24 protein-coding genes, 1 pseudogene and 1 riboswitch are annotated in these 26170 nt (G+C 47.6%); of the genes and pseudogenes, 2 read left to right on the top strand and 23 right to left on the bottom strand.

The genetic code is table 11. The annotated features are described in order from the left end of the window. Positions 1–3: 3 nt before the first annotated feature. The 7 genes and pseudogenes from DWZ56_RS14690 to DWZ56_RS14665 form a co-directional block, all read right to left on the bottom strand. Entirely contained in the window at positions 4–2436 is a 2433-nt protein-coding gene (locus DWZ56_RS14690) for a beta-mannosidase (RefSeq protein ID WP_118557388.1), read from the bottom strand. A 22-nt stretch (positions 2437–2458) separates the two neighbouring features. Continuing rightward, positions 2459–4114 carry an alpha-L-fucosidase gene (locus DWZ56_RS14685; protein WP_118557387.1) on the bottom strand — a complete coding sequence of 552 codons (1656 nt, stop codon included), beginning with the start codon at positions 4112–4114 and terminating at the stop codon, positions 2459–2461. 92 nt (positions 4115–4206) lie between these two features. After that, complete coding sequence (locus DWZ56_RS14680) at positions 4207–5877, bottom strand: extracellular solute-binding protein (protein WP_158584603.1); 1671 nt, start codon at positions 5875–5877, stop codon at positions 4207–4209. 49 nt (positions 5878–5926) lie between these two features. Continuing rightward, positions 5927–6823: a carbohydrate ABC transporter permease gene (locus DWZ56_RS14675; protein WP_118557385.1), complete on the bottom strand. Its 897-nt coding sequence runs from the start codon at positions 6821–6823 to the stop codon at positions 5927–5929. A 21-nt stretch (positions 6824–6844) separates the two neighbouring features. Then, complete coding sequence (locus DWZ56_RS14670; protein WP_243095284.1) at positions 6845–7729, bottom strand: ABC transporter permease; 885 nt, start codon at positions 7727–7729, stop codon at positions 6845–6847. 10 nt (positions 7730–7739) lie between these two features. Continuing rightward, a pseudogene (locus tag DWZ56_RS23825) lies at positions 7740–7820 on the bottom strand (Maff2 family mobile element protein); the annotation flags it as partial. Positions 7821–7841: 21 nt separating this feature from the next. Beyond that, positions 7842–9452: a recombinase family protein gene (locus DWZ56_RS14665; protein ID WP_118557383.1), complete on the bottom strand. Its 1611-nt coding sequence runs from the start codon at positions 9450–9452 to the stop codon at positions 7842–7844. A gap of 215 nt (positions 9453–9667) precedes the next feature. Between DWZ56_RS14665 and DWZ56_RS14660 the strand changes: the two genes are divergently transcribed. Then, positions 9668–10030, top strand: coding sequence for a hypothetical protein (locus DWZ56_RS14660; protein WP_118557382.1), 363 nt, complete (start codon positions 9668–9670; stop codon positions 10028–10030). A 55-nt stretch (positions 10031–10085) separates the two neighbouring features. Here the strand turns inward: DWZ56_RS14660 and DWZ56_RS14655 are convergent, their stop codons facing one another. From DWZ56_RS14655 to DWZ56_RS14595, 12 genes are all read right to left on the bottom strand, one after another. After that, positions 10086–10277: a transposon-encoded TnpW family protein gene (locus tag DWZ56_RS14655; RefSeq protein ID WP_118557381.1), complete on the bottom strand. Its 192-nt coding sequence runs from the start codon at positions 10275–10277 to the stop codon at positions 10086–10088. Beyond that, complete coding sequence (locus DWZ56_RS14650; protein WP_118557380.1) at positions 10274–11125, bottom strand: ATP-binding protein; 852 nt, start codon at positions 11123–11125, stop codon at positions 10274–10276. The genes DWZ56_RS14655 and DWZ56_RS14650 overlap by 4 nt, the downstream gene beginning before the upstream one ends. Next, a complete protein-coding gene (locus tag DWZ56_RS14645; protein ID WP_118557379.1) occupies positions 11122–11859 on the bottom strand; it encodes a phage replisome organizer N-terminal domain-containing protein in 738 nt (245 codons plus the stop codon). Before DWZ56_RS14645 ends, DWZ56_RS14650 begins: the two co-directional genes overlap by 4 nt. Beyond that, positions 11849–12040: a hypothetical protein gene (locus DWZ56_RS14640; protein ID WP_083787635.1), complete on the bottom strand. Its 192-nt coding sequence runs from the start codon at positions 12038–12040 to the stop codon at positions 11849–11851. Before DWZ56_RS14640 ends, DWZ56_RS14645 begins: the two co-directional genes overlap by 11 nt. A gap of 185 nt (positions 12041–12225) precedes the next feature. Continuing rightward, positions 12226–13866 carry a relaxase/mobilization nuclease domain-containing protein gene (locus DWZ56_RS14635; RefSeq protein WP_118557378.1) on the bottom strand — a complete coding sequence of 547 codons (1641 nt, stop codon included), beginning with the start codon at positions 13864–13866 and terminating at the stop codon, positions 12226–12228. Then, complete coding sequence (locus tag DWZ56_RS14630) at positions 13838–14236, bottom strand: plasmid mobilization protein (protein WP_118557377.1); 399 nt, start codon at positions 14234–14236, stop codon at positions 13838–13840. The genes DWZ56_RS14635 and DWZ56_RS14630 overlap by 29 nt, the downstream gene beginning before the upstream one ends. Positions 14237–14763: 527 nt before the next feature. Continuing rightward, a complete protein-coding gene (locus tag DWZ56_RS14625) occupies positions 14764–15135 on the bottom strand; it encodes a hypothetical protein (protein WP_101877136.1) in 372 nt (123 codons plus the stop codon). A gap of 55 nt (positions 15136–15190) precedes the next feature. Then, complete coding sequence (locus DWZ56_RS14620; protein WP_058351293.1) at positions 15191–15391, bottom strand: helix-turn-helix domain-containing protein; 201 nt, start codon at positions 15389–15391, stop codon at positions 15191–15193. Further along, complete coding sequence (locus DWZ56_RS14615) at positions 15384–15827, bottom strand: RNA polymerase sigma factor (RefSeq protein ID WP_118557376.1); 444 nt, start codon at positions 15825–15827, stop codon at positions 15384–15386. The genes DWZ56_RS14620 and DWZ56_RS14615 overlap by 8 nt, the downstream gene beginning before the upstream one ends. Before the next feature lie 147 nt (positions 15828–15974). Further along, on the bottom strand, positions 15975–16667 hold the full coding sequence (locus tag DWZ56_RS14605) for a riboflavin kinase (RefSeq protein WP_158584602.1): 693 nt from the start codon (positions 16665–16667) through the stop codon (positions 15975–15977). Between the two features lie 8 nt (positions 16668–16675). Further along, positions 16676–17320: an ECF transporter S component gene (locus DWZ56_RS14600; RefSeq protein ID WP_118557374.1), complete on the bottom strand. Its 645-nt coding sequence runs from the start codon at positions 17318–17320 to the stop codon at positions 16676–16678. Between the two features lie 116 nt (positions 17321–17436). Then, a riboswitch (FMN riboswitch) is annotated at positions 17437–17552 on the bottom strand. Positions 17553–17882: 330 nt separating this feature from the next. After that, entirely contained in the window at positions 17883–18908 is a 1026-nt protein-coding gene (locus DWZ56_RS14595) for an SGNH/GDSL hydrolase family protein (RefSeq protein WP_118557373.1), read from the bottom strand. 176 nt (positions 18909–19084) lie between these two features. On the opposite strand from DWZ56_RS14595, the gene DWZ56_RS14590 reads away from it, so the two are divergent. Continuing rightward, on the top strand, positions 19085–21361 hold the full coding sequence (locus DWZ56_RS14590) for a helix-turn-helix domain-containing protein (protein WP_118557372.1): 2277 nt from the start codon (positions 19085–19087) through the stop codon (positions 21359–21361). Positions 21362–21490: 129 nt separating this feature from the next. Here the strand turns inward: DWZ56_RS14590 and DWZ56_RS14585 are convergent, their stop codons facing one another. From DWZ56_RS14585 to DWZ56_RS14570, 4 genes are all read right to left on the bottom strand, one after another. Further along, the gene (locus tag DWZ56_RS14585; RefSeq protein WP_118557496.1) at positions 21491–22630 is read right to left on the bottom strand and encodes a glycoside hydrolase family 130 protein; all 1140 of its coding nucleotides are present in this window, start codon (positions 22628–22630) and stop codon (positions 21491–21493) included. Between the two features lie 7 nt (positions 22631–22637). Continuing rightward, a complete protein-coding gene (locus DWZ56_RS14580) occupies positions 22638–23834 on the bottom strand; it encodes an AGE family epimerase/isomerase (RefSeq protein WP_118557371.1) in 1197 nt (398 codons plus the stop codon). A gap of 13 nt (positions 23835–23847) precedes the next feature. Beyond that, entirely contained in the window at positions 23848–24873 is a 1026-nt protein-coding gene (locus tag DWZ56_RS14575; protein ID WP_118557370.1) for a glycoside hydrolase family 130 protein, read from the bottom strand. A gap of 279 nt (positions 24874–25152) precedes the next feature. Next, positions 25153–26160 (bottom strand): LacI family DNA-binding transcriptional regulator, encoded by a 1008-nt coding sequence (locus DWZ56_RS14570; RefSeq protein WP_118557369.1) that lies wholly within the window; start codon positions 26158–26160, stop codon positions 25153–25155. Positions 26161–26170: the final 10 nt, after the last annotated feature.

Here is a 26170-nt window from a genome sequence, read left to right as displayed (position 1 = left end):
CGCTTATTTGATATCATATACGCTGCGTACGGTTACGGTTTTTACCTCCCCGCGCAATACACGAACGGTCTTTGTGCCTGCATCCATGTTGAAATAATTATCCGACAATACCACATCGCTGTCCGGGAATTCGATCTCCACACCTCTTGCATACGCGCGGGCAGTCACTGTGATTTCCCTGCCGTTAGATTCCACCTGCAGCTGCGGATCTACGAATGCAAAATGCTTCGGCGGACAGAATAAGACGGAATCACAGGAAATCTCTGCGCCGTTTTCCCCTAAAAGGCGATAGCTGATATAATTTTCATATACCTTGGCCTCATTGAAATCAAAGTCTCCAACCCACTCTGCCGAAAGCGCACCGGTATGTACTTCTATCTGTCCGTTTTGCAATACTTCGGAAGCCGGATTTCTAAGAGACCATTCTACGGTTCCGTCAAAGGTCTGCATGGTTTCATTGCTGACGGAGAATCTGGCACGCTTCTTTACCTCAAATGCCTGAGCATTCACATCGATCGTCTGGGAAAGCAGCCCTTCTTCTTCACAGGACAACAGCACCGGTGCAAAGAAGCGCCGCGCTGCATAATGCAGTGCTTTCCAGCGTCCGTAATAATCGATGCTGGCCCAGGAGGCTACCGGCCAGCAGTCATTCAGCTGCCAGTAAATCGCACCCATACATCTGCCGCGGTTCCTTCTCCAGTGCTCTACGCCATAGCGAATGGCTTCCGCCTGCAGAAGCTGGGAAGCATATAGCAACAGTTCGAATGTTCCCGGATATAAGAAGGTCTGGGAAATATATTCCATGATTTTTCCGTTTGCCAGTTCATTTCTCTGATGCTTTTCCATCACATAGGAAAATATATTCCGGTCTGCCGGAAGCGTAAAGCTCTCTACGGTTTTCAAGGACGGGAAGGACTGGAATCCAAATTCCGATGCATAGCGGAAGAAGTATTTCCGGTAATCGGTAAACGGTTTGCAGCCGTGCCATACCTCCCAGTAATGGGTATCGCCTCTGTTATAATCATTCGGATCATCGAAGGAGCCGCCGGAGGAAGGGCTGGCCGGCCAGTAAATGCCATCCGGGTCATGCTCTGCAAACAGCTTCGGGAATACATACTCATACATTTTGATATAGTCGGCCTTCTGTCTCGGATGCTTGATCCATACATCTGCATGCACAAACATTTCCATCTCATTGTTGCCGCACCATAACGCGAGGGACGGGTGGTGGCGCAGCCTGCGGATATTACAAATCAGCTCTTCTGTTACGGATGCTTCGAATTTCTCTGTCAGGGCATATACCGCACAGGCAAACATCATATCCTGCCATACGAGAAGTCCCAGTTCATCACATAAATCAAAAAACACATCTTCCGGATAGTATCCGCCGCCCCATACACGGACCGTATTAAAATGAGCAGCGATACAGTCTTCCAACAGCCTGCGTGTACGCGCCCCATTCACACGCGGAAGAATATTGTCTTCCGGAATATAGTCGGCGCCCATGGCAAAGATTGCGACGCCGTTTACCACATGCGCAAAGCTTTCTCCCCATTCATCCTTTTCCCGCTTCAGACCGATCGTGCGCAGACCGATGCGTTTCTCCCAGCGATCCAGTTCCTGTCCGTCCTTGTATGCAGTCACTGATACCCGGTACAATGGCTGTGCGCCATATCCGTTCGGCCACCAGAGCTTAGGCTGTTCCACGAGGATTTTCTCTTCTGCTGTCACCGTTTTTAAAAGTTCACCCTCCGGTGTATAGACAGAAAACAGGATTTCATCCGGTTCTCCGGTGATATATTTGCAGAAAGCCTCTGCAGTTAACCACACCTTACCGTCTTCATGCTTTTGTCTGACAGAAACACTTTCAAATACTGCAGTATCCTCTCCCCGCAGTTCAATCTCCCGCCAGATGCCTGCATCAGGAAGGCGCGGACCCCAGTCCCAGCCAAACATACAATGCGCCTTTCTTAAGTTGGGGAAACCCTTCATCGCATAGTCGGAGCCGTCATTTGGATTCTCCTCATAATGCTCCCGGATATATCCGGTTGGAGAAGAAAAGGTTATCTGAATCTCATTCTCTCCCTCCGCCAGATACGATTTTACCGGATATTCCCACTCTCTGTGCATATTATCGGCCGTTCCGATCACCTGACCGTTTATGCGGATTTCGGCCAGTGTGTCCAGGCCTGCGCAAAAGAGCATGACCTCGTCATGAGCCAGCAGCTCTTTTTCCACCCGGAAGCTGCGGCGGTAATGATAATCGTATTCCATCAGGGCAAGCGCCTTTGTTTCATTGGCTCTCCAATACGGGTCTTCCATCCGCTCCGCCTTTAGTAAATCATTGTATACACTGCCCGGGACGGAAGCCGGAATCCACTCTTCCCAGCCGTCCTGCTGCATCTGCCAGACTCCGTTCAAACTCAAACGTTCCATTTTCCTGGTCTCCTTTGTTCTCTTAAACTATCTTCTTAACCGTAAGCGAGCCGCGTTCCCCTTCCCCGAGGCATTCGATACAGCCGCGCACGCCTGTTTTGCCGCCCTGCGCATCTTCCACCGCGGAGGTGCGGGTCAGATTATAGCAGGAGCCCTCTTTTATCACGGAAAGCACACCGTCTGTGACCTGTCTCTCCAGCAATACCTCCAGCTTCTCTATTCGAAGCGCCGCAGATCCCTCTGTCAAAAACTTCAGTTCATACTGTCCCGGCTCTGTCACAATGCGGCTGATATCCACATCAAACATAAATTTCTTTTCATGCACATCTTCTGCATTCCAGGCGAGTACGCGCTCTCCTTCTCCCGGGCTTACCCAGGAATCCGTTACCGGGTCATATACCAGAGAAACGGAATTCTGAGCAGTAAGCAGTGCCGCATGATCTTCGCATTTCACAAAAAACGCTGCCATACGCCGAAGGAGCGGCGTATCTGCTGCCTTGTCGATCACAAGACGTATCCGCTCTGCCTTTACCGGCTCTACGACCACAATTCGCTTCCTTCCAATCTGGAAGCCCGCACCGATTTCCTGCCATGCACCATTTACTTCTGCCTCCAGACGGTATCTGCGCACGCGTTCTCCTCCGCGGATGTCTTCCATTAACATCACATGATTGATCACAGCCGCCTCTTCCAGTTCTAATACCAATTCGTTTCCTTCGCCGTTACATTCCGCCAGCGGTTTCGCAAACCGTCGGTCGATTTCTTTTCCAAACCGTTCCAGAAGCCTGATATCTTCCGCAGGAATCCGCCCGTCGGTGTTGGGCGAGGTATTTAGCAGCAGCACGCCGCCTCTTCCTGCAGAATGATAATAAATCTCCATCAGATCAGACAGCGTCTTCTGTTTCTTTGCATTCTCCGGACTCCAGAACCAGAAGTGATTGTATAATGTCGTATCCACCTCCAACGGTGCCCAGGTGTCTCCCTCGGGATCGCTTTGCACAACGGTCGCGGTTCCGGTCTCCAGGTCTTTCTTATTTATGCTGCTCCAGGCAGGATCCGGCATGGTTCCGCGTTCTGTTCCGCACCACCGGATACTTGCATACGGTCCCTGAAAAATGACCGAATTCTTCGCATACCGTTCCAGAATATCCCCTACCTCGATCACACAGGAGCCGTCAAACCAGACCTCTTCTATCTCACCGTATCTCGACAGCACCTCGGTAAGCTGCGTGCGAAACACCTCATTATAGGCATCCTGAAGCGAAGGATCCTCGGTCTTTCCGCCGCCGCCGATATACGCCCCCCAGGTACGGTCCCCGGGATATATATATACTCCCAGACGCAGTCCGTGTTTTTTACAGGACTGTGACAGTTCTCTTAAGACGTCCCCTTTACCGCCCTTCCACGGGCAATTTTTTACACTGTATTCTGTCGTATCGGTCTGCCACCAGCAAAATCCACCGGTATGCTTGGCGACAAATACAATTCTTTTCGCGCCAAATGCCAGTGCCGCCCGACACCATTCCTCGGTATCCAGCTGCGTTGGATTGATTTGTTTTACAGGTACAGAACCGTCGTCATATTCTCTTCCCTGCCAGGTGGCCGGGCCAAAGTGAATAAACATGCTCCGCTCTGCTTCCTGCCATGCATATTGCGCAGGTGACGGTACTGCTGTCATATCTTCCTTCCTCCTGTCTGTTCTCTTCAAAAGGGGCTGTCGCTTTTTGCGACAGCCCCTTTTTCATGCCAGCTTATTTTTTGCTGCAGGTATTATTTGTACTGACGGTCATAAGCTGCCTGATATACAGTAATCAAATCCTGCATACCCATATCTTCCAGACCCTTTACATAGGTATCCCAGTCTGTATCCAGGTCTAATGCGCCTGTGATAAACTGTACCTTGCTCTGGTTGTAGTAGTTCTGAACCTCTACGGATTTTGTCTGGATGTTTGTAGCTTCGTCTGCAGTAAGCTTTAAGTTGTATGGAAGGCTGTCTACTGCAGCAGACTTATGCGGTTCATATAAGTCATGAGTAGAACGGTACAGTAACAGTTCAAGCCCTTCCGGTGTAAAGATATCCAGATCCGGGTCGGTAGCTTCTCCGAAACGGTATGCGGAAGAAGCGTATGCTACACCGGCATCCTGCCAGGTATCATTCTGCGGCTCTAAGGAGTACGGACGGAATACCTGATACAATGCAGGATTTCCGTCAAGGCCTACCATACCTTCTGCCGGATCGTCCCAGTTGCCTTCACCCTTTACGCCGGATTTTGCATTCATAGCACCTTCCATGCTGTACAGGTAATCTACCATACGAGCTGCTGCTTCCGGATGTTTGCATGCGGTTGTAATCGCAAACGCCGGTGCTGCGGTTGTCGGGAAATAAGTGGTATTGTTCTCGCCGTTCGGTCCGGTCAATGGCTCCATCGGATAGTAATGGCTGTAAAGCTCCGGATTTGCAGCAGAATCTACAAAGCTGATGCTTGCTGCGCCGCTCATGAAGAGTACCGGTTCGCCATCGCTCGCTGCAAGTGCTTTTGCCTGTGTACCGTCCATAGTGAAGGTTCCTTCATATAATAAGCCTTCTTCATACAGCTGATTCATGAAACGAAGTGCTTCACGATATTCTTCTGTATTTGCCATCGTAGATACGGTACCCTCTTTTACTACCATACCGTGTGCAGAACCGGTACCCGGATGATAGGTGAATGGGTTGGTCAAAAATGCTGTCGGATCGCCATTCCAGAAGGTGCCGCCGCATACTGCGATTCCGTCCGGATACTGCTCTTTGTATTTCTTACATAAGTTATAGAATTCCTCGGTGGTCTTCGGAACTTCTTCCCCCATTTCTTCCAGAATTGCAGTGTTTACCCACATTTTCTGGGACATGGTTACATGGTATGCTTCGTTGTAAAATGGCAGGCTGTAGATTTTGCCATCGGTGGAAGTGATCTGTCCGCGAAGGCCTGGGGTCTCCTCCAGAATTTTCTTAAAGTTCGGCATCTGGGTTTCAATCAGGTCTGTCAGGTCGATCAGGTTGCCCTCTTCTACACCGAAACGGGTTTCGTCCGGTATAGCACCGCTGTTTCCCACGAGGAAGATTTCCGGCATATCGCCGCCTGTCATAATTAAGTTTACTTTTTCTTTTGCAGCATCCTGCGGTGCTGTTTCGAATTCAAGATCAATACCGGTTAATTCTTCCATGTATTTGGTAAATGCATTGGTATTGAAATCAATGATGTTAACCGCCTGAGACGCAAATACGCTCATGGTGATCGGTTCGTTTACGATAGGATAGGTCCCCACCTCAGTGTAAAGGTCTGTTACGCCCTCTGTTGCCGCCGGCGCAGTCGTTTCTGCCGGTGCTTTGCTGCTGCAGCCTGCAAGCAGCATGCTTGCTGCAAGCAATAAAGCAGTAACTTTGATGAACTTGTTTTTCATTTTCATTTTCCTCCTGAATGAATATTTTCATTTTATCTCGAAGGGAGAATTATCCCTTTAAAGATCCTATCATAACACCCTTTACAAAGTGTTTCTGTACAAACGGATAAATACACATCATCGGCAAGCTTGCCACAACGATGACCGCATACTTTAACAGATTCGAAAGGCCCTGCATTTTCTCCAGTGCAGCCGCATCCGTTATCATCGTCATATCGACATTGCCTAACAGCAGAATTTCACGAAGCACGATCTGCAGTGGCTGAAGATCCGGAGACTTCAGATAAATCATCGCATTAAAATAGGAATTCCAGTGACCTACCCCATAATACAGTACGAGCACCGCCATAATCGGTTTGGAAAGCGGAAGCACGATTCTAAGGAAAAAACCGATTTCACTGCAGCCGTCTAAGGAAGCTGCCTCAAACAGCTCGTCCGGGATGGTGCTCTGCAGATAGGTACGGGCAATAATGACATTCCATACCGACATCGCCACCGGAATAATCAAAACCGCTCTGGTATCCAAAAGTCCCAGATTCTTCATTAATAAATAAGAAGGAACCAGGCCGCCGCTGAAGTACATCGTAAATACAAATATTCCTGTCACCAGCTTTTTTCCGTAAAATTCTTTTCTCGAAAGCGGATAGGCCGCAAGCATTGTCATCATCAGATTCAGCGCCGTACCTGCAACCAGATAGAACACAGAGTTTAAAAATCCGGTCACAATCTTCTGATTCTGAAATACCGCCTCATAACCAATGGTGGTAATATCCACAGGAAGTAAAAACACTTTTCCGTTTGCCACTGCGTCGGGACTGCTAAACGAAGCACTCACTACATAAATCAGCGGGTAAAGCATAATCACGAGGACTGCTGACAGAAAGACATATATGCCAGCCATAAAGGCTTTATCTCCAAAAGAACTTTTTATTACTTTATTATTCACCGACTTAACCCCCTTTCTATGTCACCAAATGCCTGTATCTGTTGTTTTCTTCGCAATGTAATTGGTTGTAGTCAGAAGAATGATACTGATCACAGCATTAAATAAACCGACTGCGGTAGAGAAGCCATAATCTGCATTTACAAGACCAACCTTATACACAAACGTAGAAATCACTTCTGAGGTCTGAATGTTCAAATCATTCTGCATAAGATAAATCTTTTCATACCCGATGTTGAGTACATTTCCGACACTAAAGATAAGAAGGATGATAATCTGCGGGCGAATGCTCGGCAGATCCACATGCCAGATTCGTTTCCATCTGGAAGCGCCGTCTACCACTGCCGCCTCCTGCAGTTCCTTGCTTACTCCGGCCAGCGCCGCAATATAAATGACGGAATTATAGCCAACACCCTGCCAGATTCCGGACCATACATATAAGTGATCAAACATCTTGGGGTTTCCCATAAAATTAATGGGGTCCCCGCCGAACAGCTCAATGATCTTATTCAGCACACCCAGACGGGGATCGGTAATCTGTGCCAGAATACCTACCAATACGACTGTAGAAATAAAGTACGGTGCGTAGGTAATCATCTGTACGGATTTCTTAAACCTCTTATTTGCCACCTCATTTACAGCGACTGCCAGAATAATCGGAATCGGGAATCCCGCAATCAGGGAATACAGACCGATGCGCAGGGTGTTCCATATAATTCTGGTGCTCGACGGGGAAGCGAAAAACTGTTTGAAGTGCTGTAAGCCTACCCAGTCACTTCCTAATAATCCTTTGGACGGGCTATAGCGTTCAAATGCCATCAAAACACCCGGCATTGGAATATAGCAGAATACGATAATATAAATAAGTGGAAGTGCAATCAACAGATAAAACTGCCAATGCTTTCTCATCTGCTTCAGCCCCTTGCGCATTTGCTGATGTGTGATAAAGAAGTAAGAGAAGTGTAAAAAATTTTGCCGTTCCTATCCGGCACTTGCGCATTGTGTCGGATAGGTTGGGCGGTCATTCGGGCAAATCTACCTTGCCGACGAAAGAGTAATAGATTTCAATTTCCTGTCTGCGGGTTCCGTTCTCGTCATAGCTGCACTCATGCACTATGATTTTCTCCACAAACTCCCGCAACAGGGTAGGGGTAAGTTCCTCAAAATTCATGTTCTTGCGGACGATATTCATAAACTTTCCGGCGTTTACGGTGGCTTCCTGTGCTTTGGAAAGTTCCGCCTGTAATGCGGCGGCTCGCTCTTTCAGTTCTTTCTGCTCGGCTTCATAGTCTGCCGACAGTTCCGTAAACCGTTCATCAGAAATGCGCCCGGTCACGCTGTCCTCATACAGCCGCTTGAAGATAGCGGAAAGTTCGCCGATACGCTTCTCGGCGGCTTCCAGTTCCTTTTTCTTTGCAGCGTTCCTGCGCTTGCCCCCGTCCTCGTTCTGCTCAATCAGCAGCTTCATAAAGCGGGCTTCGTGCTTCGCCGCATAGCTGGTAACTTTCCGCAGATTGTCCGTCACTCCGGCGGTCAACAGGTCGGTGCGGATAAAGTGCGCCGTACAGTCATGGGTACGCTTCTTGTAGCTGCCGCAGATGTAGCAATCCTGCTTCCGGGCGGCGTTCTGGTAACGCTGCTGATAAAGGACGCTGCCGCAGTCGGCGCAGAACAGCAAACCGGAAAACAAGCCCACTTCATCATAGCGGTTCGGGCGTTTGCGCTGCTTTCGTAACTCCTGCACTCGCTCCCACGTTTCCCCGTCAATGATAGACTCATGGTGGTCTGGGAAAATCGCCTGTTTCTCAATGGGGTTTTCTACGCTGTGCTTGGTCTTGTAGGACGGCTTCTCCGTTTTGAAGTTTACCAGACAGCCCGTGTACTCCCTGTTTTCAAGGATATGTACAACGGTGTTCGTCGCCCACTTGCACTCATAGCCGGGGTGGTAGCGGCGGGTGCTGCCCGTCCTGCGGTATTCCAGCGTCCCCGGCGTGGGGATCTGCTGCTCCGTGAGCATACGGGCGATTTTGGTCGGCCCGTTCCCGGCAAGGCACAAGCTGTATATCTGCTTGACTACGGGGGCGGCTTCCTCGTCAATGATGAAATTTTCGCCCTCGTCCATGAGGTAGCCATACACGGGCTTGCTTGTGACAGGCTTGCCGCTCATGCCCTTAGACCGTTTTACTGCCTTGATTTTCTTGCTCGTATCTCTCACCAGCCATTCATTGAAAATGTTCCGCAGCGGGGCAAAATCATTGTCGCCCTGTGCGCTGTCCACTCCGTCATTGATAGCGATAAAGCGGACGCCTTTCTGTGGGAATATCATTTCTGTGTACATTCCCACTTGCAGGTAGTTTCGCCCTAACCGGGACATATCCTTGACTATGACGGTGCCGACTTTTCCGGCTTCAATGTCCGCAAGCATGGCTTGAAAACCCGGTCTTTGGAAGTTCGCCCCAGAATAGCCGTCGTCTGTGTACCATTGCAGATTAGAAAAGCCGTTCTGCTTTGCGTAGGTTTCAAGGATTCGCTTCTGGTTGCTGATAGAATTGGATTCCCCTTGCAGTTCGTCCTCGTGGGATAATCTCGGATAAAGGGCGGTAATAAGGTTTCGGGTGGTCTGTCTTAACATAGTGTCCTCCATTTCCGACAGCCAGCCCCACTATTCCGTAGCTTTATTGTACCACGGAACAGGGGCGGTTGTATAGCGGTTTCTGCTTCTTTACGTCCCGTCAAAATGACGGTTTTGATGTAGCAAAATCTTCTCTGGGACAAGAAGTAGAAAATTTCAAAAGAATGTGATATACTTTACTCCGAAGCAAAAATGACATAGTTGAGGAAACAAAAATGGAGCAAAAAATATATCGCTTTTTGGGCGTAAATCAGTATCGCAAGTTTGTTATTAAAGTGAAAAAGCTGTATGATAAATGGCGCGGCAAACAAGATACGGATAACTATTTCTTGAAAGATTATTCCAAAGAGGGGATTATCTTTTTGAAAAATCAGTTTATAAAAAATGCAAAAATACATTCATTAGGCGTTTTCGCTGGTTTACTTGCTATGCTGGTTGCCGATTACTTATGGGTGCAAATAATTGCATTTCTTATTTTTCTGCATAATCTATACTGTGTAATGATACAAAGATATAATCTTATTCGTATCAATGCTTTATTGCAAAAAAAGAAATCACACCGACAAAAATCAATGTAAAATATCATTCCTGCGGTCATGCTCCCCGACATGACCGCTTTTCCTTTGTCTGGCATTATGCTGTATGCGGCGTATTCTGTCCGGCTCTGGCTTCGGCTTCCAGCACTTTCATCATTTTGTCGGCGGCGGTGGCGGTAGTGTTCTCCTTGAAATAGCCGGAAACGACAAGGACAGAGTTGCCTACACGGATTTCCGTCACGCAATCCGGGCGGCGGGCGGTGCAGTCATGCTTTGGGGTGTTGGTCATAGGCGGCTCTCCTTTCCATTTAGCAGCGTTTTCAAGCGTTTCATTTTCTCCTGTGCCGTGGCTTTTCTGAAATTCTCCCCGGTAAAACGGACGGGGGAACACATTTCAAGCAGACGGTCATAAATGCGGGCGTGGGCGGTGTCCTCCGGGTGCTGCAATTCCTCCAGCGTGAGATTGGTCGTAACGATTAGCGGCTTGTTGCTGCGGTATCGGCTGTCAATCACGTTGTAGACCTGCTCTAAACCGTATTCCGTCCCCCTCTCCATGCCGAAGTCGTCAAGAATGAGAAGCGGGAAGCTGCAAAGGCGGGATATATATTCGTTCCTGTCCTTGAAGCTGGCAGCAAGGTCACCCAGTATCAATGCAAAGTTCGTCATACACACGGCAATTTCACGCTCCATGAGGGCGTTTGCAATACACCCGGCGAAATAACTCTTGCCTGTGCCGACTTTGCCCCACAACAGCAAGCCGATATTTTCCGCTTTCATCTGCTCCCAACATTCCGCATAAGAACGGGCGTGTTTCATCTGTGGGCATTTCCCGTTGTCGTTTTCAAACGTCCATTCCCGCATAGCCGGATTGGTAAAGCCCCGCTGCTTCAAACGCTCAACAGCTTCAAGGTGGGTGCGCCGCTTCTCGGCGGCTTCCCGCTTTTCCCGCTCTGCCCGCTGGCAGTCGCACTCTGCCGGGTGGCGGTCACGCCCGAACAGGCTTTTGCCCTCCGGGAAATAGGCTTCTTTCGGCTTGCGGCACTTCCCGCAGTATAAAAGCCCGTCCTCCCCGGTATAGTCCTCCGGCTCCGGCGTGGTCTGCGTCATATTCAAAACCATATCGTCAAACTGGCTCATAAACTTTCTCCCTCCTTGCAAGAATAGTCCGGGATGCCCTTTCTCCCGGCTCCCTTTGCTGCGTCCTCCTGCGCCCACTTGTAAATCGTGGCTGCATGGCTCCTGTATTTCTTCCCGCTGGAAGCGATATGGCAGGATAGGCGGTCAATGTAATACTCCCACTTGCCGGGAAGTTCTGCTTTCAGTTCGGCAAGTTCCTTGTCCGAAAGAAATACATTGTTGTATCTGCCATAGGCGGCGGGGTGTCCCGTTTCTAACTCTCTCTCTTTTTCTATCTCTATATCTATCTCTTTCTTTATCTCTATCTCTGGTGGACGAATGTCGGACAAATGTCCGCCGTTTGTCCTGGGCGGCAAAAGCGCCCGGTTTTCCAGCCTTGCAGCCCGTTTCCGCTCCGCTTCGGTAGAGGACTGACCTATCATCAGTTCAATGTCGGTCATGTAGAGAAGCCCGCTGTCAAGCTGCTCCACAAGCCCCAACTGCCGGAAAATCTCTAAAGCCCGTTCAACCGTCCCTATCTGGTGGCGGGTAAGCGTCGCAATCATCTGTGCCGTATAGGGGATATGTTCGTCAAGCTGTAACTTCCCGCCGTTTTTCAGCGATTTTAAGTACAGCTTCAACAGGATATTGGAGTACAAAATCCCGTCTTTCATATCCTCCAACAGTACAATGGAGTCGCTGTCAAAAAAGTTCTCTTTCAGTTTGAGGTAGTAGTATTTGCGGTTATCTGCCATTGGCTGCGCCCTCCTTTTTCCAGCGTTTGGAGTAGTAGCGGGGGCAGAGTATGATAATCGCCCGGAAGCTCTGCTTGCAGTCACGGGTGCAGCCCCGGCATAGGTCGTTATAAGTGATACGGTTGCGGTGGTTGAGGAAGAAAGACCATTCCTCTTTCCGCTTCTTGCTCATTCTTGGCAATCGTAGGCTCCTTTCTGCCGCTTCTATCGGCGTGGCGGGATAGGCGGCATTTTCTGTATGTTCTCGGTGTCATTTTCGGGCTTTTTCCGCTCTGTAAGCCCCGTTTGGAAGTTGGGGAGTATTGCGGTAAGGGAAAGCCCGTACCCTCGTTTTTGTATGGTTTCGGTATCATTTCGGGGCGGTCTTTAACGCTCCTGTTCCTGCTTTTTCTGCTGGCTCGGCTCCCGGCGCAAAATCTGGTCAATGTTGCCCTTGACGGTCTGAAGCTGACGGACACGCTCACGTTTTTCCCGGTAGTCGTTATATCCGGCGTTCTTCTGGACGGTAAGCTGCTCAATCTCCCTTTGTAGGGCTTTGCTGACTGGCAGCTTCGTGATTCCATGCGCCTTGAAATAGCGGGTGGCGGATTCCGCAAGGATAAAGTCGCTCTGGTGCTGCTCCCGGTAGGCTTTCCGGGCTTTCTCCGATTTCTGCGCTTTCAGCCCGTCACGGGCGGGCTTGGTGCCGATGTAGCTTAGAAGATTGCGCTGCAACTCCTTTTTGTCTGCTATGCTGGCTTCCAGTGCTTTCAGTCCGGCAAGGCTTTCCTGCATATCCGCATGGGCGGCGGTAAGGGCTTCGTCCAGTTCTTCCGGGGAAGAAAAGCCGTATTGCTGGTAGGCGGCAAGGGTAGCCGCCATTTGCTTTAGGTTGTGCATGGTCGCCCACTTCTCATAGCCCCGTCCCTTGCCCTCGGCTTTCTTTGCGGCTATGTCAACCATGCGCTGTACAGCTTCCCGCTCACGGGCAGCGTCATTCTTCGGGGCGTTTTTCGCTGGTTTTGTCCGCTGTAACCGCTCTTTGATACTGGCGGGGTATTCCGGTATGGCTGCGGCTTTTTCGGCGGTTCTGGCGGCGTTCTGCTCCAAAGTGGAGAGTACAGCGATGCGGTCAAAATCGTCCCCCAGTTTGCGGGCAGTAATAGGTTTTGTCCTGTCCGGCGTGAGGTAGGACAGCCGTCCCCGGCTCTCCTTGACGGTCACGCCCTCCCGGAGAAGCAGAGAAGAAAACTCGTCAAAGCTGGTCGCTTCGGAAAGTGCCGCCCGGATAGTCCGGCGCAGCTTCGCCTTGTCTGTTTCAAACTTGGTCGTGCGGGGTGTGATACTGTCCGCAATCATGGGGGCGTTGCGCTCGTCCAGTGCGGCTTGTCCTTTCTTCTGCGCCCAGTATTCCCGGTCGGTCACTCGTTCCTTGCTGCCATTCAAAAGGTCAATCTGATAAAGCCTCTCGCTGTGGCACATTTCCATGACTTCGGCTTTCAGATAGTTCATGGCTGCGTCGGTGCAGCGGTGCTTGCAGCCAGCCCGCCGGTCTGCCGGTCTGTCCATGTGGGGCAGCATGGGAACCTCTGCAATCCGTAACGAATTGATTACGATATGCACATGGATATTTTCAGTGTGGTTATGCCCGTCCGGGTGGGTGCAGACTAACGCCTGATGTCCGGGGAAATGCTCGGCGCAAAACTTCTCGCCCAACTCCTGCGCCCGGTCTACGGTCAAGCCGTTGTCTGGGCCGTCACGGGGGTCAAAGCTGATGATATAATGGTGGCTCTTTACGTCCTCCCGCTTCTGGTTTTTCTCATAGCGGAGATTCGCCCGCATACAGGCAACGGCGAAATCCTCCCCGTCACAATTCAGAGAGGAAATGCGGTAGTCTGCCCTCGGTATCAGCCGCCCGTCTGCGTCAAGGGTGGGCTTCATGGTAAACTCGTCATGCTCAAATATGAGGTACTTTTCAGCGTCCCCGTAGTCCGCATTTTTAGAGCTGATATGTTTGAGTATCGCCAATAGCGTCACCTACTTTCTGCAAGACTTCAAACTTGAGGGCGGCAAGGTCGGCGGCGGCTCCCCGTACCTCGCCGGATAAGCTGGTGTAGGGTGCGCCGTACTCATTCAAAAAGCGGGCTATCTGGTTTAAGTTGCCGCCGATCCGTCCGTACTCGGCGGTTAGCTTCCCGACAGCGGAAAGCAATTCATCATTGACGGGGGAAACGGTAATCACGGGGCGTATGGTCGCCCCTCGTATGGCTTGCCGGATAAACTCGGACTGGCTGATTTGATAAGCCGCCAGCCGCTCCATGAAGTCGGCGTGTTCTTCATCAGACAACCGGGTTTTTACCACATGGCAGCGGCGGGGCGTGTTGTATTTCTTTCGCATGGTCGTTGACCTCCTTTCTCGCCCGATAGGGCGCATAGCAGGGTTTGGGGAAGGCACTCCCCAACAAGATTCCCGCAGGGGCAAAATGAGCGGATAAGCGAATTTTGGTACTGTGGTAGAATCTTGCTCTAAGAAACTGCCGGACTGCCGTTCACTTGCTACTACCACTTTTTCGGGAAATCTATAACCAGCTTTTTCGTAAAAGGTTGCGGGCAGCGTTCTCCCCCCTTACTCCCTACAACACCGCAAAAAGCAAAAATGACGGACTTTCCGGCAAGAACTTTTCCGGCGGCTCGGTCTTTCCCGACAATAAGGCGTTTCGGAAGCTGTGTTTTGCCCGCTGTTTGAAAAAAGCGGCAACCTTTTTTTGCTTCACTGTCTAATACGGAACATTGGGAATTTGCCCAAAATGGGCGCAAAAAAAGCAGCAAATCTTTTTCTGATTTACTGCTTTGTGTGCCACTGCGGGGCGGCAGGCTATTCAGTTTTTATAGTGGTTCAGTGTAGTGTAGTAAACTGGAAGTTCATCAATTACTCTGCACTATGAAACTAACACTTCCTTTTGCTTTTTTTCCTGTTACTTCAACTGTGTATGTTCCGCTTTCATCAATTTCAACATCAAACTCATTAGATGTGGAAATTCCGTTACTTTCATAGATAGGTTCTTCCCCGTCTTTTTGAATTTTTATTGATAAGCTACCTTTATCTATTACAATTTTAGCACTAATTGTATCTCCAGATTCAATAGTTAAATCCTGTGCGTCCGTTGTATTTAACACACTATATTCCATGATAAATTCACTATCGTTTCCAGTACGACTACCATCAAATTTTGTGCCACACGCAGTTAAAGATATAAGAAAGACTAATGTACAGATTATCAATATAATTTTTTTCATACTAACCTCCCGTTCGCATTTATTGGACTAATTTTATCATATCATCAATCCAAACTCAACGGTCAAGCCGGAACTTGAACAGGCTTTCAATCAGCTTTGTTCTGATGTAGTCCTCCATATCAGAGTTATAATAGCCGTTCATTTTGGAGAAATAGCGGATATATCCGGCATAGCGGTCAAGGACAGCCTGTATTGCTATGGGGTCGCCCTCATGTGCCTTTATAATAGTTTCATAGGGGAGAAGTCGGTTACTCATGGGGCAGCACCTCCATTTCCTCTTTCAGCCGCTTCAAGGCAAGCTGGATATGTCGCCCGATTGTGCTACGTGTCCAGCCGCTTTGTTCTCCGATTTCTTTCTGCGTCAAGTGCTGGAAGTAATATAAAAAGATTTCCTCCTGCGTCTGTTTCGGCAGCCCGGCAAGAGCCGCCGCAAGGGAGCAGCTATCTAAAAGTATCGTCTGACCCCGGACAGAGAACGGATAGGTTTCGCCATAGTCCGGCACTTGAAAATACTCGTCTGTGGTGCTTAGTGGGACAAACTTTTCTTCGGTCAAGTATTCAAGGGAGATTTCCCGTTTCCACCTCGCCGCCAGCATACGGGCAGCGTCAAAGGACGCATGACGAATAACAATCCGGCAATAGGTATCATGGGTATAGCGGATATGTTCTTGATAGGCTTCCTGTTCGGTCATAGAAAATCCCCCTTTCTTCGATTATGGGAAAGGGCGGCAGCACTTTTTTGCTGTCGCCCCTTGAGTTACCCACCAGCAAGGACAGACGGGGCTGTCAACGGTGGGCGCAGCCCATTCACTTGCCGTTGACTGGCTCGGCTGGATTTGTTACTCGGAATTAAATTTATAACCATAGCCAATTACTGTTTTTATATACTCATGCCCCTTGCAATATGGTTTTAACCTTTTTCGTATTTGAAAAATCGTGTTTTCTACTGCGTGCAAATGGTTATTTGTGGGTTCATGCCAAATCTGTTCATAAATCTGTTCTTTTGTGAATGTGGTTTGAGGAGATTGCAGTAGCAAATAAAGGACTTCAAATTCGTTTGTTGATAAATAAACTTCCTGCTGTTCTAATATTACACAATGCCGGCTAATATCAATGTGTAAAGTGTGATTTGTTTGATTTAATCCCCAAAATTCTTGTGCTATTGTCCGGTCATTTGCAATCTGTTCAAGCAGCAGGGATAATTCATTAAATTTTTTAACTTCTCTCAATTTCTTATATAGGTTGACAGTTATCGTACACCCATATATATCCTTATCAAAATCAAAAATATGTGTTTCGATTGAAACAAAGCTATCATTATCAAGTGTAGGGCGCGTTCCAATATGGGTAACACCATAATATATCTTGCCACTTACAAGAATATCTGCCACATACACCCCTGTCTTTGGCAAAAATGTATTTTTTGCTATTTCTATGTTTGCGGTAGGTGTCCCCACATGCTTTCCAATACCTCGGCCATGTATAACGATCCCTGTTAGTGTGTAAATAGGCTCATTTATTTTTTCTTTCATCTCAATCCTCATATAATCCCATTCATTGACAGGATAATCAAAACACAAGTTACTATTATAAAACTTGCCAGTATAAGCAGACCAGTATGCTTTTGTCTTGCTTCATTTTCCAAAGTAGTAACATATCCGCTTTTTCTCAAAGCGGTAACTATGGGCTTATACAGTAAAAATGTAATGGACGCATTTAACCCACCTTTCAATAAGTTAAATGGAAGAAAGGCAGGAAGTAACAATTCTACAACTGCTTCTCTTGGATACCCCATATAAAGCGGCGTTACCAAATAGTTCCACAACAGCATAACGATAACCGTTATTAGCCATCCCGATGCCAGACCAATCACTGCACCAGATAAAGTGTGCTTTTTTTTGTAAATGACAGATGCCGTACACGCAAAAGATAGTGTTTGTACGATATTCATAATACAACCTAATATTCCGGTATCGCTTACTGTAATCATTTCAAGGGTTGCTACAATAACAGATACAATGCAGGAAGTCATCGGCCCCCAAATAAAACCACCTAAAGTTACAATAACATCTGATGGGTCATACTTTAAGAATAAAATAATCGGAATCCTGCCAACAACCATAGTGACATAAGTGATTGCACATAGCATACCAATAACTGTGATTCTTTTTGTTTTACTGTTCATAATTGCTTTCCTCCGTGGCAAAAAATTAACACCCAAAAGAAAATGTCTTTCAGGTGTTAGCATTATCATTAGGCCACAGAAAAGAAAGTAACACTCTCAAAATCTGCGGAATCTAACCATATCTTCTTTCATCCAGACTATACTGTTGGTTTTGGAATTACACCAAATCGTGCGTTTTACGCTCGCGGACTTTACCGCCAATCGGGAATTTCACCCTGCCCCGAAGACACTTTTATTCAGTTGTTCGTTTTGAATTATAACATTTCCTTCTTTTTGTAGCAATGGGCTGAAGAAAGTTCGGAAACATTTCGGAAACTTGCATTTTACGGAATGGGACTGACTATCAATTCAGTTATCATGTTACTTTATCGCACATGAGCATTCTGTCGGGTAACGAAGCTGACCCGCTTTTTATCATCATGTTTGTTCCTCCTCTCGGGGCAGGTTTTATTGTGATTTCATGATAACAGACGGCTCATTTTCCGTAAACTTTCTAACTCAAAAAGCGCCCTACAATTCCTTTTTTCCGCGCCATACCTTTCCTGCAGGCCACCTACAATTCCTATAGACCCCAGTATTTCAGGGCTTTTTCGACCGTCTGCGCCATCTTCTCATGCGTGCGGATGGTCGGGTGAAAGCATCCGCCGCGTCCGTCCTTTGGTCTCTGCTCCGTCAAAAAAAGCATCTGAATTCTGTCATCCCCGGTCTCTTTGCGAAATGCCCGGACCACCTCTTCCGTCTTTTCGTTCAGGCCCTCTCCCATCACACCGAGACAGCACAGAATATACGGCTGCGGACCGTTTTTTAGGCGGACAAGCTGCAATAGCTCATAATAGCTTTTCTGAAATCCGGGTGCATACGCTTCCTGATGATACTGCACATAAGAAAAATCATTTGTTCCCAGACAGATCACGATGGCATCCGGACGATACCGGTTAAAATCCCACGCTTCCTTTGGCGATACGAAATAATCGGTGCAGCCGTACACCTCTCCCATCAACAGCTGCGTATTTCTTTTCTCCACATCCGTGTAGCTCGAGTACACACCGATTCCCGATACACCGATTATGTGGAACTGTGCGTGCAGTTTTCTGGCCGTTTTCGCCGCATAGGCCTCCCATCCATTCTCCTGACACGCAAGAAATCCGTCCTCCGGACAGCTGCTTTCATTTCCAAAGCCGCATGTAATCGAATCACCGATAAACTCCAGCTTTAAGGTCTCCTCCCTCGGCCACAGGGAAAGACTCCCTCCCTCGGCCTTTACCTGAACCAATGCATTTTTGGCATGCTGTGCTTCTGTCCGCTTTATGACACGGATGCGATGCGGCGAAGCACTTCCTTCATACAATAAATACCAGTGTTTTCCCTCTTTTAATTCGATGATTTGATACGGCTGTTCCATATCATCCAGAAACACTGCCAAAAACGGTGTCAGCACCTCTCCGTTTTCCTCTGCATATACGGCAAAAAACTCTGCTTCCACTTTATTTGCCTCAAATGCAAACTGAAATCCGGAGCAGGTCCAATTAAAATAGGTCATTCCTTCCTCTTCCAGTGACCTTCCCAAGAATGTGATTTCCTGATTCATTTTCTTTCTCCTTTGGTCTTTGTGATAGCTCTTTTTGTAAAGCCGGTTGCAACCGGCGGACTTCTATATTATAATATTTTGGGTAACAGTTCCGGACAGGAAGATCCTGTTCTTATCAGTTACCGTTTTTGTTTGAATCAGAAAGATGAAATACCCCCGATAAAAGGAGCTTCTTTATGGATACTTCCGAAAAACATATGTTTTTCCGCATCTTGCTGTCCTATCTTTCGGTTTTAATCGTACCGGTTTTAATCGGTATTTTAATATATCATTCCGCAGTAACTTCTGCCACGAAAATCGTACGGAACTATTCCCATAATATGTTAAACCAAAGCGTCAATACCATTGACGCCCGCTTAAAAGAGCTGGAATCGCTGCCTTTTTTTCTGGAGTCCATGCCGGAACTGATTTCCCTCTCAAGCTATGAATCCATCCCAAAGGGCAGTCCCGAAATGTACGATGTCTATCAGTTTTATAAACGTATGCCGAAGTTTTCCCTGATCAATAATATTATCAGCAATATCCAGGTGGTATTGTTAAACAATGAATTTATCCTGATGGAAAACAATGCGCTTCGTATTACGCCCCAGACCTATGCCGGTCTCTTATCCTATACGGGCATGAGTTACGACGATTTTCTTACCTTTTCCAGGGATCGGTTGTACAGCAATGAGTTCGTGCCGTTTACGGGGACGGACGGAAAAGTAACGCCCACCGTCATCTCCAGTGTTACCGATGGCAATACCCGATTTCCTTTGGCGCTTATCATTATTCAATTAAAGGAATCCTCTCTGAAGAAAATCATGACCGAGCTTTTGATTGATCCCGAAAGCAGCGTCTTTCTTCTGGACGAAAACAATAATCTGATTACCTCTGTACAGGGAGCGGACTCGATGCTCTCCTTCGAGGATGTCAAAGCCTATCTGCTTACTCATCCCAAAACGGATTCTGAATATCAGGATGATATCGTCACCACGATTCAATCCCGGTATATCGGCTGGCAGTACTGCATCTTTTCTCCAAAGGAAGCGGTGATGTCCAGCATGCTGGCCGCCAAGCAAAACGTGATTTTGCTGGTTGGGCTTTCTCTTGTGATGAGCATTGCCTTTACTGCCATGCTTTGTCTTCATAAGGCCTCCAGCCTAAAAAAGGTGGCGGCTTACTTAAGCAGCGGTTCTCAGGATATGACCTTCTCTGTCAAAGACGAGTTTTCCTGTCTCGTAAATGCCGCCTCCAAATTAAAGATGAGTAATCAGGAGCTGCAGCAGAATCTTCTGAAGCAAAAGCCGCTCCTGGAAGCTACCACTTTGCGAAACGCACTCTCCGGTGCCATCAGCAAACCGGAAGAATTGCAGTACCTTTTCACTACGTTGGGGATTCAGCCAGACCATCAGTATTTTTCCGTGCTTTTAGTAACCGCATCTCCTGCCGATGAAGAAAAGCATCCGGAATTCAGCCGCTTCCCGGTGCTTCTATCGGCACTGGTTCGGGAATATATCGAGAAGAATGCCCCATGCCCGGTATACTGTCTGGATATTGACAGCAGACAAAAGGCCGTGGTTTTTATTGGCAGCCACATCGAAAAGAATGTTTTTCAGAAGCAGCTTTTAATGTTTGCAGACCAGACGAGACATATGGCATTTGAAGAAAGCTCGATTTCCCTTACATTCTGTGTCAGCGACAGCTACGATATGGTTGATGACCTGTCAAAAGCATATAATCAGTCCGTCGTTATCTCGCAGCACGCCACCAGAACGCAGGGACAGTATTTCTTTACCTCCACAGATATTCCGGAGATTCAAAAGCTATATGTCTATCCGATTCAAACCGAGCTGGAGCTGATTCGTCTCATCAAAACCGGCTCTCAGAGCGATTTGACGCACTTGCTCGATACGATCAGGAATAACAATCTGGTAGAGCGCGCACTCTCCTCCTCCATGATCCGCCAGCTGACTTTCTCCATCCGCAGCTCCATCATCCGGGGACTGGCTGATTTGCCGCAGGAGCAGCTTACCAGCGATGCGTATTTAAAAATCCGCAGGACCTACGACCAGACACTGGACGAGTTGTTCCAGGCAATTCTGCAGTTAAACAGCTATCTGGTGCGCATAAACAACCAGCTGAACACATCCAAAAACGAGCGCCAGGCAGAAAGAATCATGGAATATATTAACAGCCATTATACAAACAGCGATTTCACCATCTACACCATCTGTGAAGAATTCCACATCAGCGAATCCTTTGCCTACCAGATTTTCCGTGAAGTCATCGGCACTTCCTTTGCCGATCTTTTGGAACAGATCCGCATCGAGCAGGCCTGCCAGATGCTGACCGAGGGAAACCACCTGATCAAAGATATTGCACTTCAAATCGGTTATACCAATGATAATTCCTTCCGCCGTGCTTTTAAACGCGTCATGGGTGTCACCCCGGGTGAGTTTGCTTCAAACTAGAGCACGATCCGGGACACCGTTTCTTAAGGGAAAGGCCGCTGCAGGGAGCATGCAATCATAATATTTCTTCCTTATGACTGCATGCCCCCTGCAGCGGCTCTTTATTTTTCTCTTACTTCACCCTGCGTTTTATTGATTTATGATTTCCAGATTATGTCTGATAAGCCCGCATCTTTGCTGTACACAAAGATTACTGCGAAGCGGATCCTTCGGAGTATGGAACGCATAATCAAGCAGTCTGTCAATCGTGGACGTCGCTACATGAAGGCGCGTATCCGAAGATGCATAGTAAATATAGACCTCTCCGTTTTCTCTGGCAACCGCACCGTTTGTAAACGTTACATTCGATACATCACCCACACGCTCGTTTTTGTAAGGCGCAATAAAGTAACCGGACGGCTCTGCGATCACTTTGGTCGGATCCTCTAAGTCCGTAACAAATACATAGGTGACATATCGAAGCCCGGCTGCCGTATTTCTTACGCCGTGCGCAATATGGAGCCAGCCTTTTTCTGTTTTTATCGGCACTGCTCCCGCTCCGTTTTTGGCCTCGGTCAGAGTATGATATTTTCTCTCATGGATAATCACCTCCGGCCCGGTTACCGGATTATTAATATCTTCGCATAACGCAAAACCGATTCCGCCGCCGCTTCCGGTATTGATAAATCCATCCTGCGGTCTGGTATAAAACGCATACTTTCCGTCAACGAATTCCGGATGAAGCACGACATTTCTCTGCTGCACAGACTGTGTTTTAAGGTTGGGAAGACGCTCCCAGGTCTTTAAATCTCTGGTACGCACAATCCCGGCCTGCGCCGTTGCCGCAGATAAATCATTGCTCTTTGTGTCCTTGCTTTCCGAGCAGAACACGCCATAAATATAACCGTCCTCATGCCTGGTCAGCCGCATATCATATACATTCGTCTCTTCCGGCTCTGTATCCGGCAGCTCTACCGGATAATCCCAGAAGCGAAATCCATCCACGCCATTCTCGCTTTCTGCAACCGCAAAGAATGATTTTCTGTCATAGCCCTCTACTCTGGCCACCAGATAAATTCTGCCGTTCAACTCAATTGCACCGGCATTAAATACCGCATTGATTCCCAGACGTTTCATAAAATAGGGATTTGTCCTCTCATCCAGGTCATACATCCAGTGCAGCGGCGCATGGTCTCTGGTAAGTACCGGATTCTCCCATCTGTCATAAATACCGTTGTATTCTTCAGACATCTGATTTTTCTTTGCAATCAATGCTTCGTACTTTTTCATTTCTCGTTTATAAGCTTCCCAAAACACTTTTCAGACTCTCCTTTTGACTTCTTTTAATCAGCTCCAGGCACATGCGTCCATTGTGGTACGGACACTTCCACGGCTCTACGATGGGCTTATGTAACGGCTGTCTGTCCTTATCGACGGACCAGAACCACTCGGAGCCCTCCCGTTTATCTATCATATAGGCTTTGATATAGTCCCAGATATCTGTTACCGCCTCCAGGTACCTGCTTTCTTCCGGCTGATTTTCATATGCATTCAGGAAACCAACCATCGCTTCTGCCTGTACCCACCATACTCTTGTGGTATCCACCACACCGTTTTCTGCTTCATTTTCCAGAGAATGATCCCGATATGCTTTCTCGTATACACTAGCTGCCAGCGCCCGGATGATCGGCTTTAATTTCGCTGTATAGTCGTCATCCTCCAAAATTTCGCAGGTACGGTCTACGAGCCAGCTCGTTTCGATATCGTGTCCAAAGGAATGCAAATCGATCAGGGTATTCCATGATCTGTCAAAGAAAACCTCCTGCCGTGCCAGTTCTTTGTTATAAACCTTATCCGCAATCAAATCCAGCATAAACCGAAGGGCTTCCCCTGTCTGCGTATCCTTCGTCACACGGTACAGCTCGGTATAGGCCTCGAGGACATGTAACAGGGTGTTCATCGTCTTTTCTGCCGTTACGCCGTTCTCTGATAATTTGTCGTTTTCGATCGGTTGAAAGGTGGCATCAAACGCCTCCAGATATCCGTATTCATCTCTGCACCGCTTCTCGATGATATCGCGAAGACCGAAGGCGATTGCAAGCGCCTCTTTCTCTTTGGACGCATCATAATACGAAGACAATGCATAGATCGCAAAGGCCTGGTTATAGGTATGCTTTGTCGTATCCTCCGGTGTTCCGCCATACGAAATCGACCAATAGATGCCGCCGTTTTTCGTATCCAGACAGGCATTCTTCAAAAATGCATACGCATGTTGTGCATACTCTAAGAGGCGCTTCTCCCCCAATACCAGATAGGCATTGGAGAAAAACCAAAGAATTCTGCTGTTTAAGATGCAGCCCTTTACCGCCTCTTTCTCCAGCTGCAAATCAAAATCCAGTCCGCCGTAAAAACCGCCGAATTTCTCGTCCTTCAAATTTTCCCAAAACGGAATCAGTTTCCCGGTCAAATGTGTCTTTATCTCTTCTAGCAGCATAGTGCCGATCCCCCTAGCGACGTCCCAGTTCGGTATCTGCTTCCGTTACCGCACTGTGTTCTTTGATATATGCCACGACCTCTTCCACTCTGGTAAAGGCCAGTCCTACGTAGCTGTCTGCTGCCCCATAATAAATAGCGATTCTACCGCTCTGCGCATCGTGAACCGTCGCACAGGGAAATGTCACATTCGGGACAAAACCGCGCTCCTCATACCACTCTTCCGGTGTGAGCAGAAAATTTTCACAACGGTATTTTACAACAGATGGACGGTAGATATCGAGAATCGCACCGCCAATGCTGTAAACAAAGCCATTGCAGGTACCGCTTACCCCGTGATAGAACAGCAGCCAGCCCTCGGAGGTTTCAATCGGAGCGGCACCTCCGCCGATTTTTAACGACTCCCACCATTCCCTGCCTTTGCCCATCACATGTCTGTGCCTGCCCCAGAACTGCATATCCGGGCTTTCGGAGAGGAAGATATCACCAAAGGGGGTATGTCCACTGTCACTCGGGCGGGAAAGCATCAGGAAATTTCCGTTTACTTTTCGCGGGAACAGCACTGCATTTCTGTTAAATGGCAGAAACGGGTTCTCAATACGTACAAATGTCTTAAAATCCTGTGTTTTTGCCATACCGATTGATGCCCCATAAAAATCCTGGCACCACATAATATAATACGTATCCTCTACCTTGACCAGTCTTGGGTCATAGGCATATACCGGCATGAAGGGCTTGCCTTCTTCATCCACAAAATTAATTTTTTCTTTGTCAAATTCCCAGTGAATCCCATCCGCACTGCGTCCAAGATAAATATACGGAACTCCGTTTACCTGTTCGCCGCGGAACACCCCGATAAAGGCTCCTTCATACGGAATCACCGCGCTGTTAAAAATACGGGCGACCCCCTCTGCCGGATTTCGTCCGATAATCGGATTCTCACTGTATCTCCAAACCGGCATCCACTTCGGTGTATTCTCTCCTCTTTCCTGCCAGGGCATATTGGATGCATTAGGACCTATGATTTTTACGGTACTCATATTGTTTCCTTTCTGTCAGCTTTTTCAGCTTTATTTTATCTTAATTTCAGTTTTATTTAACTTAAATATTTTCTTAATTTAAGTATTTTTATCCTAACACTTTTTTGCCATTTTTGCAAGATTTTCTGTTGTTTTCTCTGCATTTTCGAAGTTTTGCACAGTTATTGTTTTGATATTTGTGAAACCGTCACAATCTTTTATCGCTTAAATTCAATTTTAATTTAGCTTAAAATAATTTTAATAAAGGACTGTTGCTTTTCCAACAGTCCTTTATCACCTTCATCTATGTTTTACGCTCTCACGGTATACCATTGTTCCATTTACAATTTGTACCCTTGTACGCCTGGTGTTTCCTTCCATTCGCTTCAATACAGTTTTCATACAAAGCGATGCCATCGCTTTGATATCGACATCGTAGGTCGTTAACTTGTCTGCAAATCTGGAATTGCTCAAAAAGTTATCATAGCCGACAATAGAAATATCCGCCGGTACGTCATATCCGTTTTCTTCCAGACGTTCAATCAAAATTCCAGCCGAAAAATCACTGTTGCAGACAAAAGCAGTCGGCAGATTCTCCGGTAGTACGACAGACATTTCCCCAGTCTCTGTATCACGGTCTGAAATCAGCCATTCCTGCGGCACCTCTACGCCCCATTCCAGCAATGCCTTCTGATATCCCAGATATCGGTCCATAATATTGCTATTCGCATAGATATTTCCCAGAAATGCAATTTCACGGTGTCCTTGCTTCAGCAGATGCCTGGTCATACGATACATTCCCAGATAGTTATTGGAAAGGATAGCATCGCAATCCAAATCATCGTCCCAAAAATCCATAAGGACTACCGGTACGGTAGATAGACGCGTCAGCTTCTGTATATAGGTCTTTTTGAGATATCCCAGAACAATCACAGCATCCATCTGCGTTTCATCAAAAAGCCCAGTGACTTCCCCTTTCTTCTCCGCCGCTTGATCCAACACCTTCAATACGGTAACGCAATCGCTTTTGGAGGCCACACAGGCAATCTGCTGATACATCATCCAGTAAAACGAACTCCCCATCTCCACATCCACATAGCGTTCCGAAACCAGAATCCCTATCTTTTTCCCCTGTTTTCTACTTTTTTGTGTCTTGGAATACTCATAGCCCAGTTGTTGGGCCGCAGCGGCAATTTGTGAGCGAAGCGCATAGCTGACGCCTTTTTTTCCGCTTAGGGCATTGGAGACCGTTACAATACTAACACCCAAATGCTCTGCAATATCCTTCATCGTGACAGTCCCTGCCATAAATATCCCC

It is taken from the genome of Lachnotalea sp. AF33-28, assembly GCF_003477885.1.
GTDB lineage: Bacteria > Bacillota > Clostridia > Lachnospirales > Lachnospiraceae > AF33-28.
The sequence above is the reverse complement of the archived record's forward strand: the minus strand, read 5'-3'. Positions and strand labels throughout refer to the sequence as shown.

Excerpts from the sequence above, each read along its gene's own strand:
- DWZ56_RS14660 (WP_118557382.1), top strand. The coding sequence starts at position 9,668 with ATGGAGCAAAAAATATATCGCTTTTTGGGCGTAAATCAGTATCGCAAG.
- DWZ56_RS14665 (WP_118557383.1), bottom strand. The coding sequence starts at position 9,452 with ATGTTAAGACAGACCACCCGAAACCTTATTACCGCCCTTTATCCGAGA.
- DWZ56_RS14595 (WP_118557373.1), bottom strand. The coding sequence starts at position 18,908 with ATGAATCAGGAAATCACATTCTTGGGAAGGTCACTGGAAGAGGAAGGA.
- DWZ56_RS14620 (WP_058351293.1), bottom strand. The coding sequence starts at position 15,391 with ATGAGTAACCGACTTCTCCCCTATGAAACTATTATAAAGGCACATGAG.
- DWZ56_RS14590 (WP_118557372.1), top strand. The coding sequence starts at position 19,085 with ATGGATACTTCCGAAAAACATATGTTTTTCCGCATCTTGCTGTCCTAT.
- DWZ56_RS14570 (WP_118557369.1), bottom strand. The coding sequence starts at position 26,160 with ATGGCAGGGACTGTCACGATGAAGGATATTGCAGAGCATTTGGGTGTT.
- DWZ56_RS14615 (WP_118557376.1), bottom strand. The coding sequence starts at position 15,827 with ATGACCGAACAGGAAGCCTATCAAGAACATATCCGCTATACCCATGAT.
- DWZ56_RS14630 (WP_118557377.1), bottom strand. The coding sequence starts at position 14,236 with ATGCGAAAGAAATACAACACGCCCCGCCGCTGCCATGTGGTAAAAACC.
- DWZ56_RS14605 (WP_158584602.1), bottom strand. The coding sequence starts at position 16,667 with ATGAAAGAAAAAATAAATGAGCCTATTTACACACTAACAGGGATCGTT.
- DWZ56_RS14585 (WP_118557496.1), bottom strand. The coding sequence starts at position 22,630 with ATGAAAAAGTACGAAGCATTGATTGCAAAGAAAAATCAGATGTCTGAA.
- DWZ56_RS14650 (WP_118557380.1), bottom strand. The coding sequence starts at position 11,125 with ATGAGCCAGTTTGACGATATGGTTTTGAATATGACGCAGACCACGCCG.
- DWZ56_RS14645 (WP_118557379.1), bottom strand. The coding sequence starts at position 11,859 with ATGGCAGATAACCGCAAATACTACTACCTCAAACTGAAAGAGAACTTT.
- DWZ56_RS14580 (WP_118557371.1), bottom strand. The coding sequence starts at position 23,834 with ATGCTGCTAGAAGAGATAAAGACACATTTGACCGGGAAACTGATTCCG.
- DWZ56_RS14690 (WP_118557388.1), bottom strand. The coding sequence starts at position 2,436 with ATGGAACGTTTGAGTTTGAACGGAGTCTGGCAGATGCAGCAGGACGGC.
- DWZ56_RS14685 (WP_118557387.1), bottom strand. The coding sequence starts at position 4,114 with ATGACAGCAGTACCGTCACCTGCGCAATATGCATGGCAGGAAGCAGAG.
- DWZ56_RS14655 (WP_118557381.1), bottom strand. The coding sequence starts at position 10,277 with ATGACCAACACCCCAAAGCATGACTGCACCGCCCGCCGCCCGGATTGC.
- DWZ56_RS14575 (WP_118557370.1), bottom strand. The coding sequence starts at position 24,873 with ATGAGTACCGTAAAAATCATAGGTCCTAATGCATCCAATATGCCCTGG.
- DWZ56_RS14600 (WP_118557374.1), bottom strand. The coding sequence starts at position 17,320 with ATGAACAGTAAAACAAAAAGAATCACAGTTATTGGTATGCTATGTGCA.
- DWZ56_RS14670 (WP_243095284.1), bottom strand. The coding sequence starts at position 7,729 with ATGAGAAAGCATTGGCAGTTTTATCTGTTGATTGCACTTCCACTTATT.
- DWZ56_RS14680 (WP_158584603.1), bottom strand. The coding sequence starts at position 5,877 with ATGAAAAACAAGTTCATCAAAGTTACTGCTTTATTGCTTGCAGCAAGC.
- DWZ56_RS14625 (WP_101877136.1), bottom strand. The coding sequence starts at position 15,135 with ATGAAAAAAATTATATTGATAATCTGTACATTAGTCTTTCTTATATCT.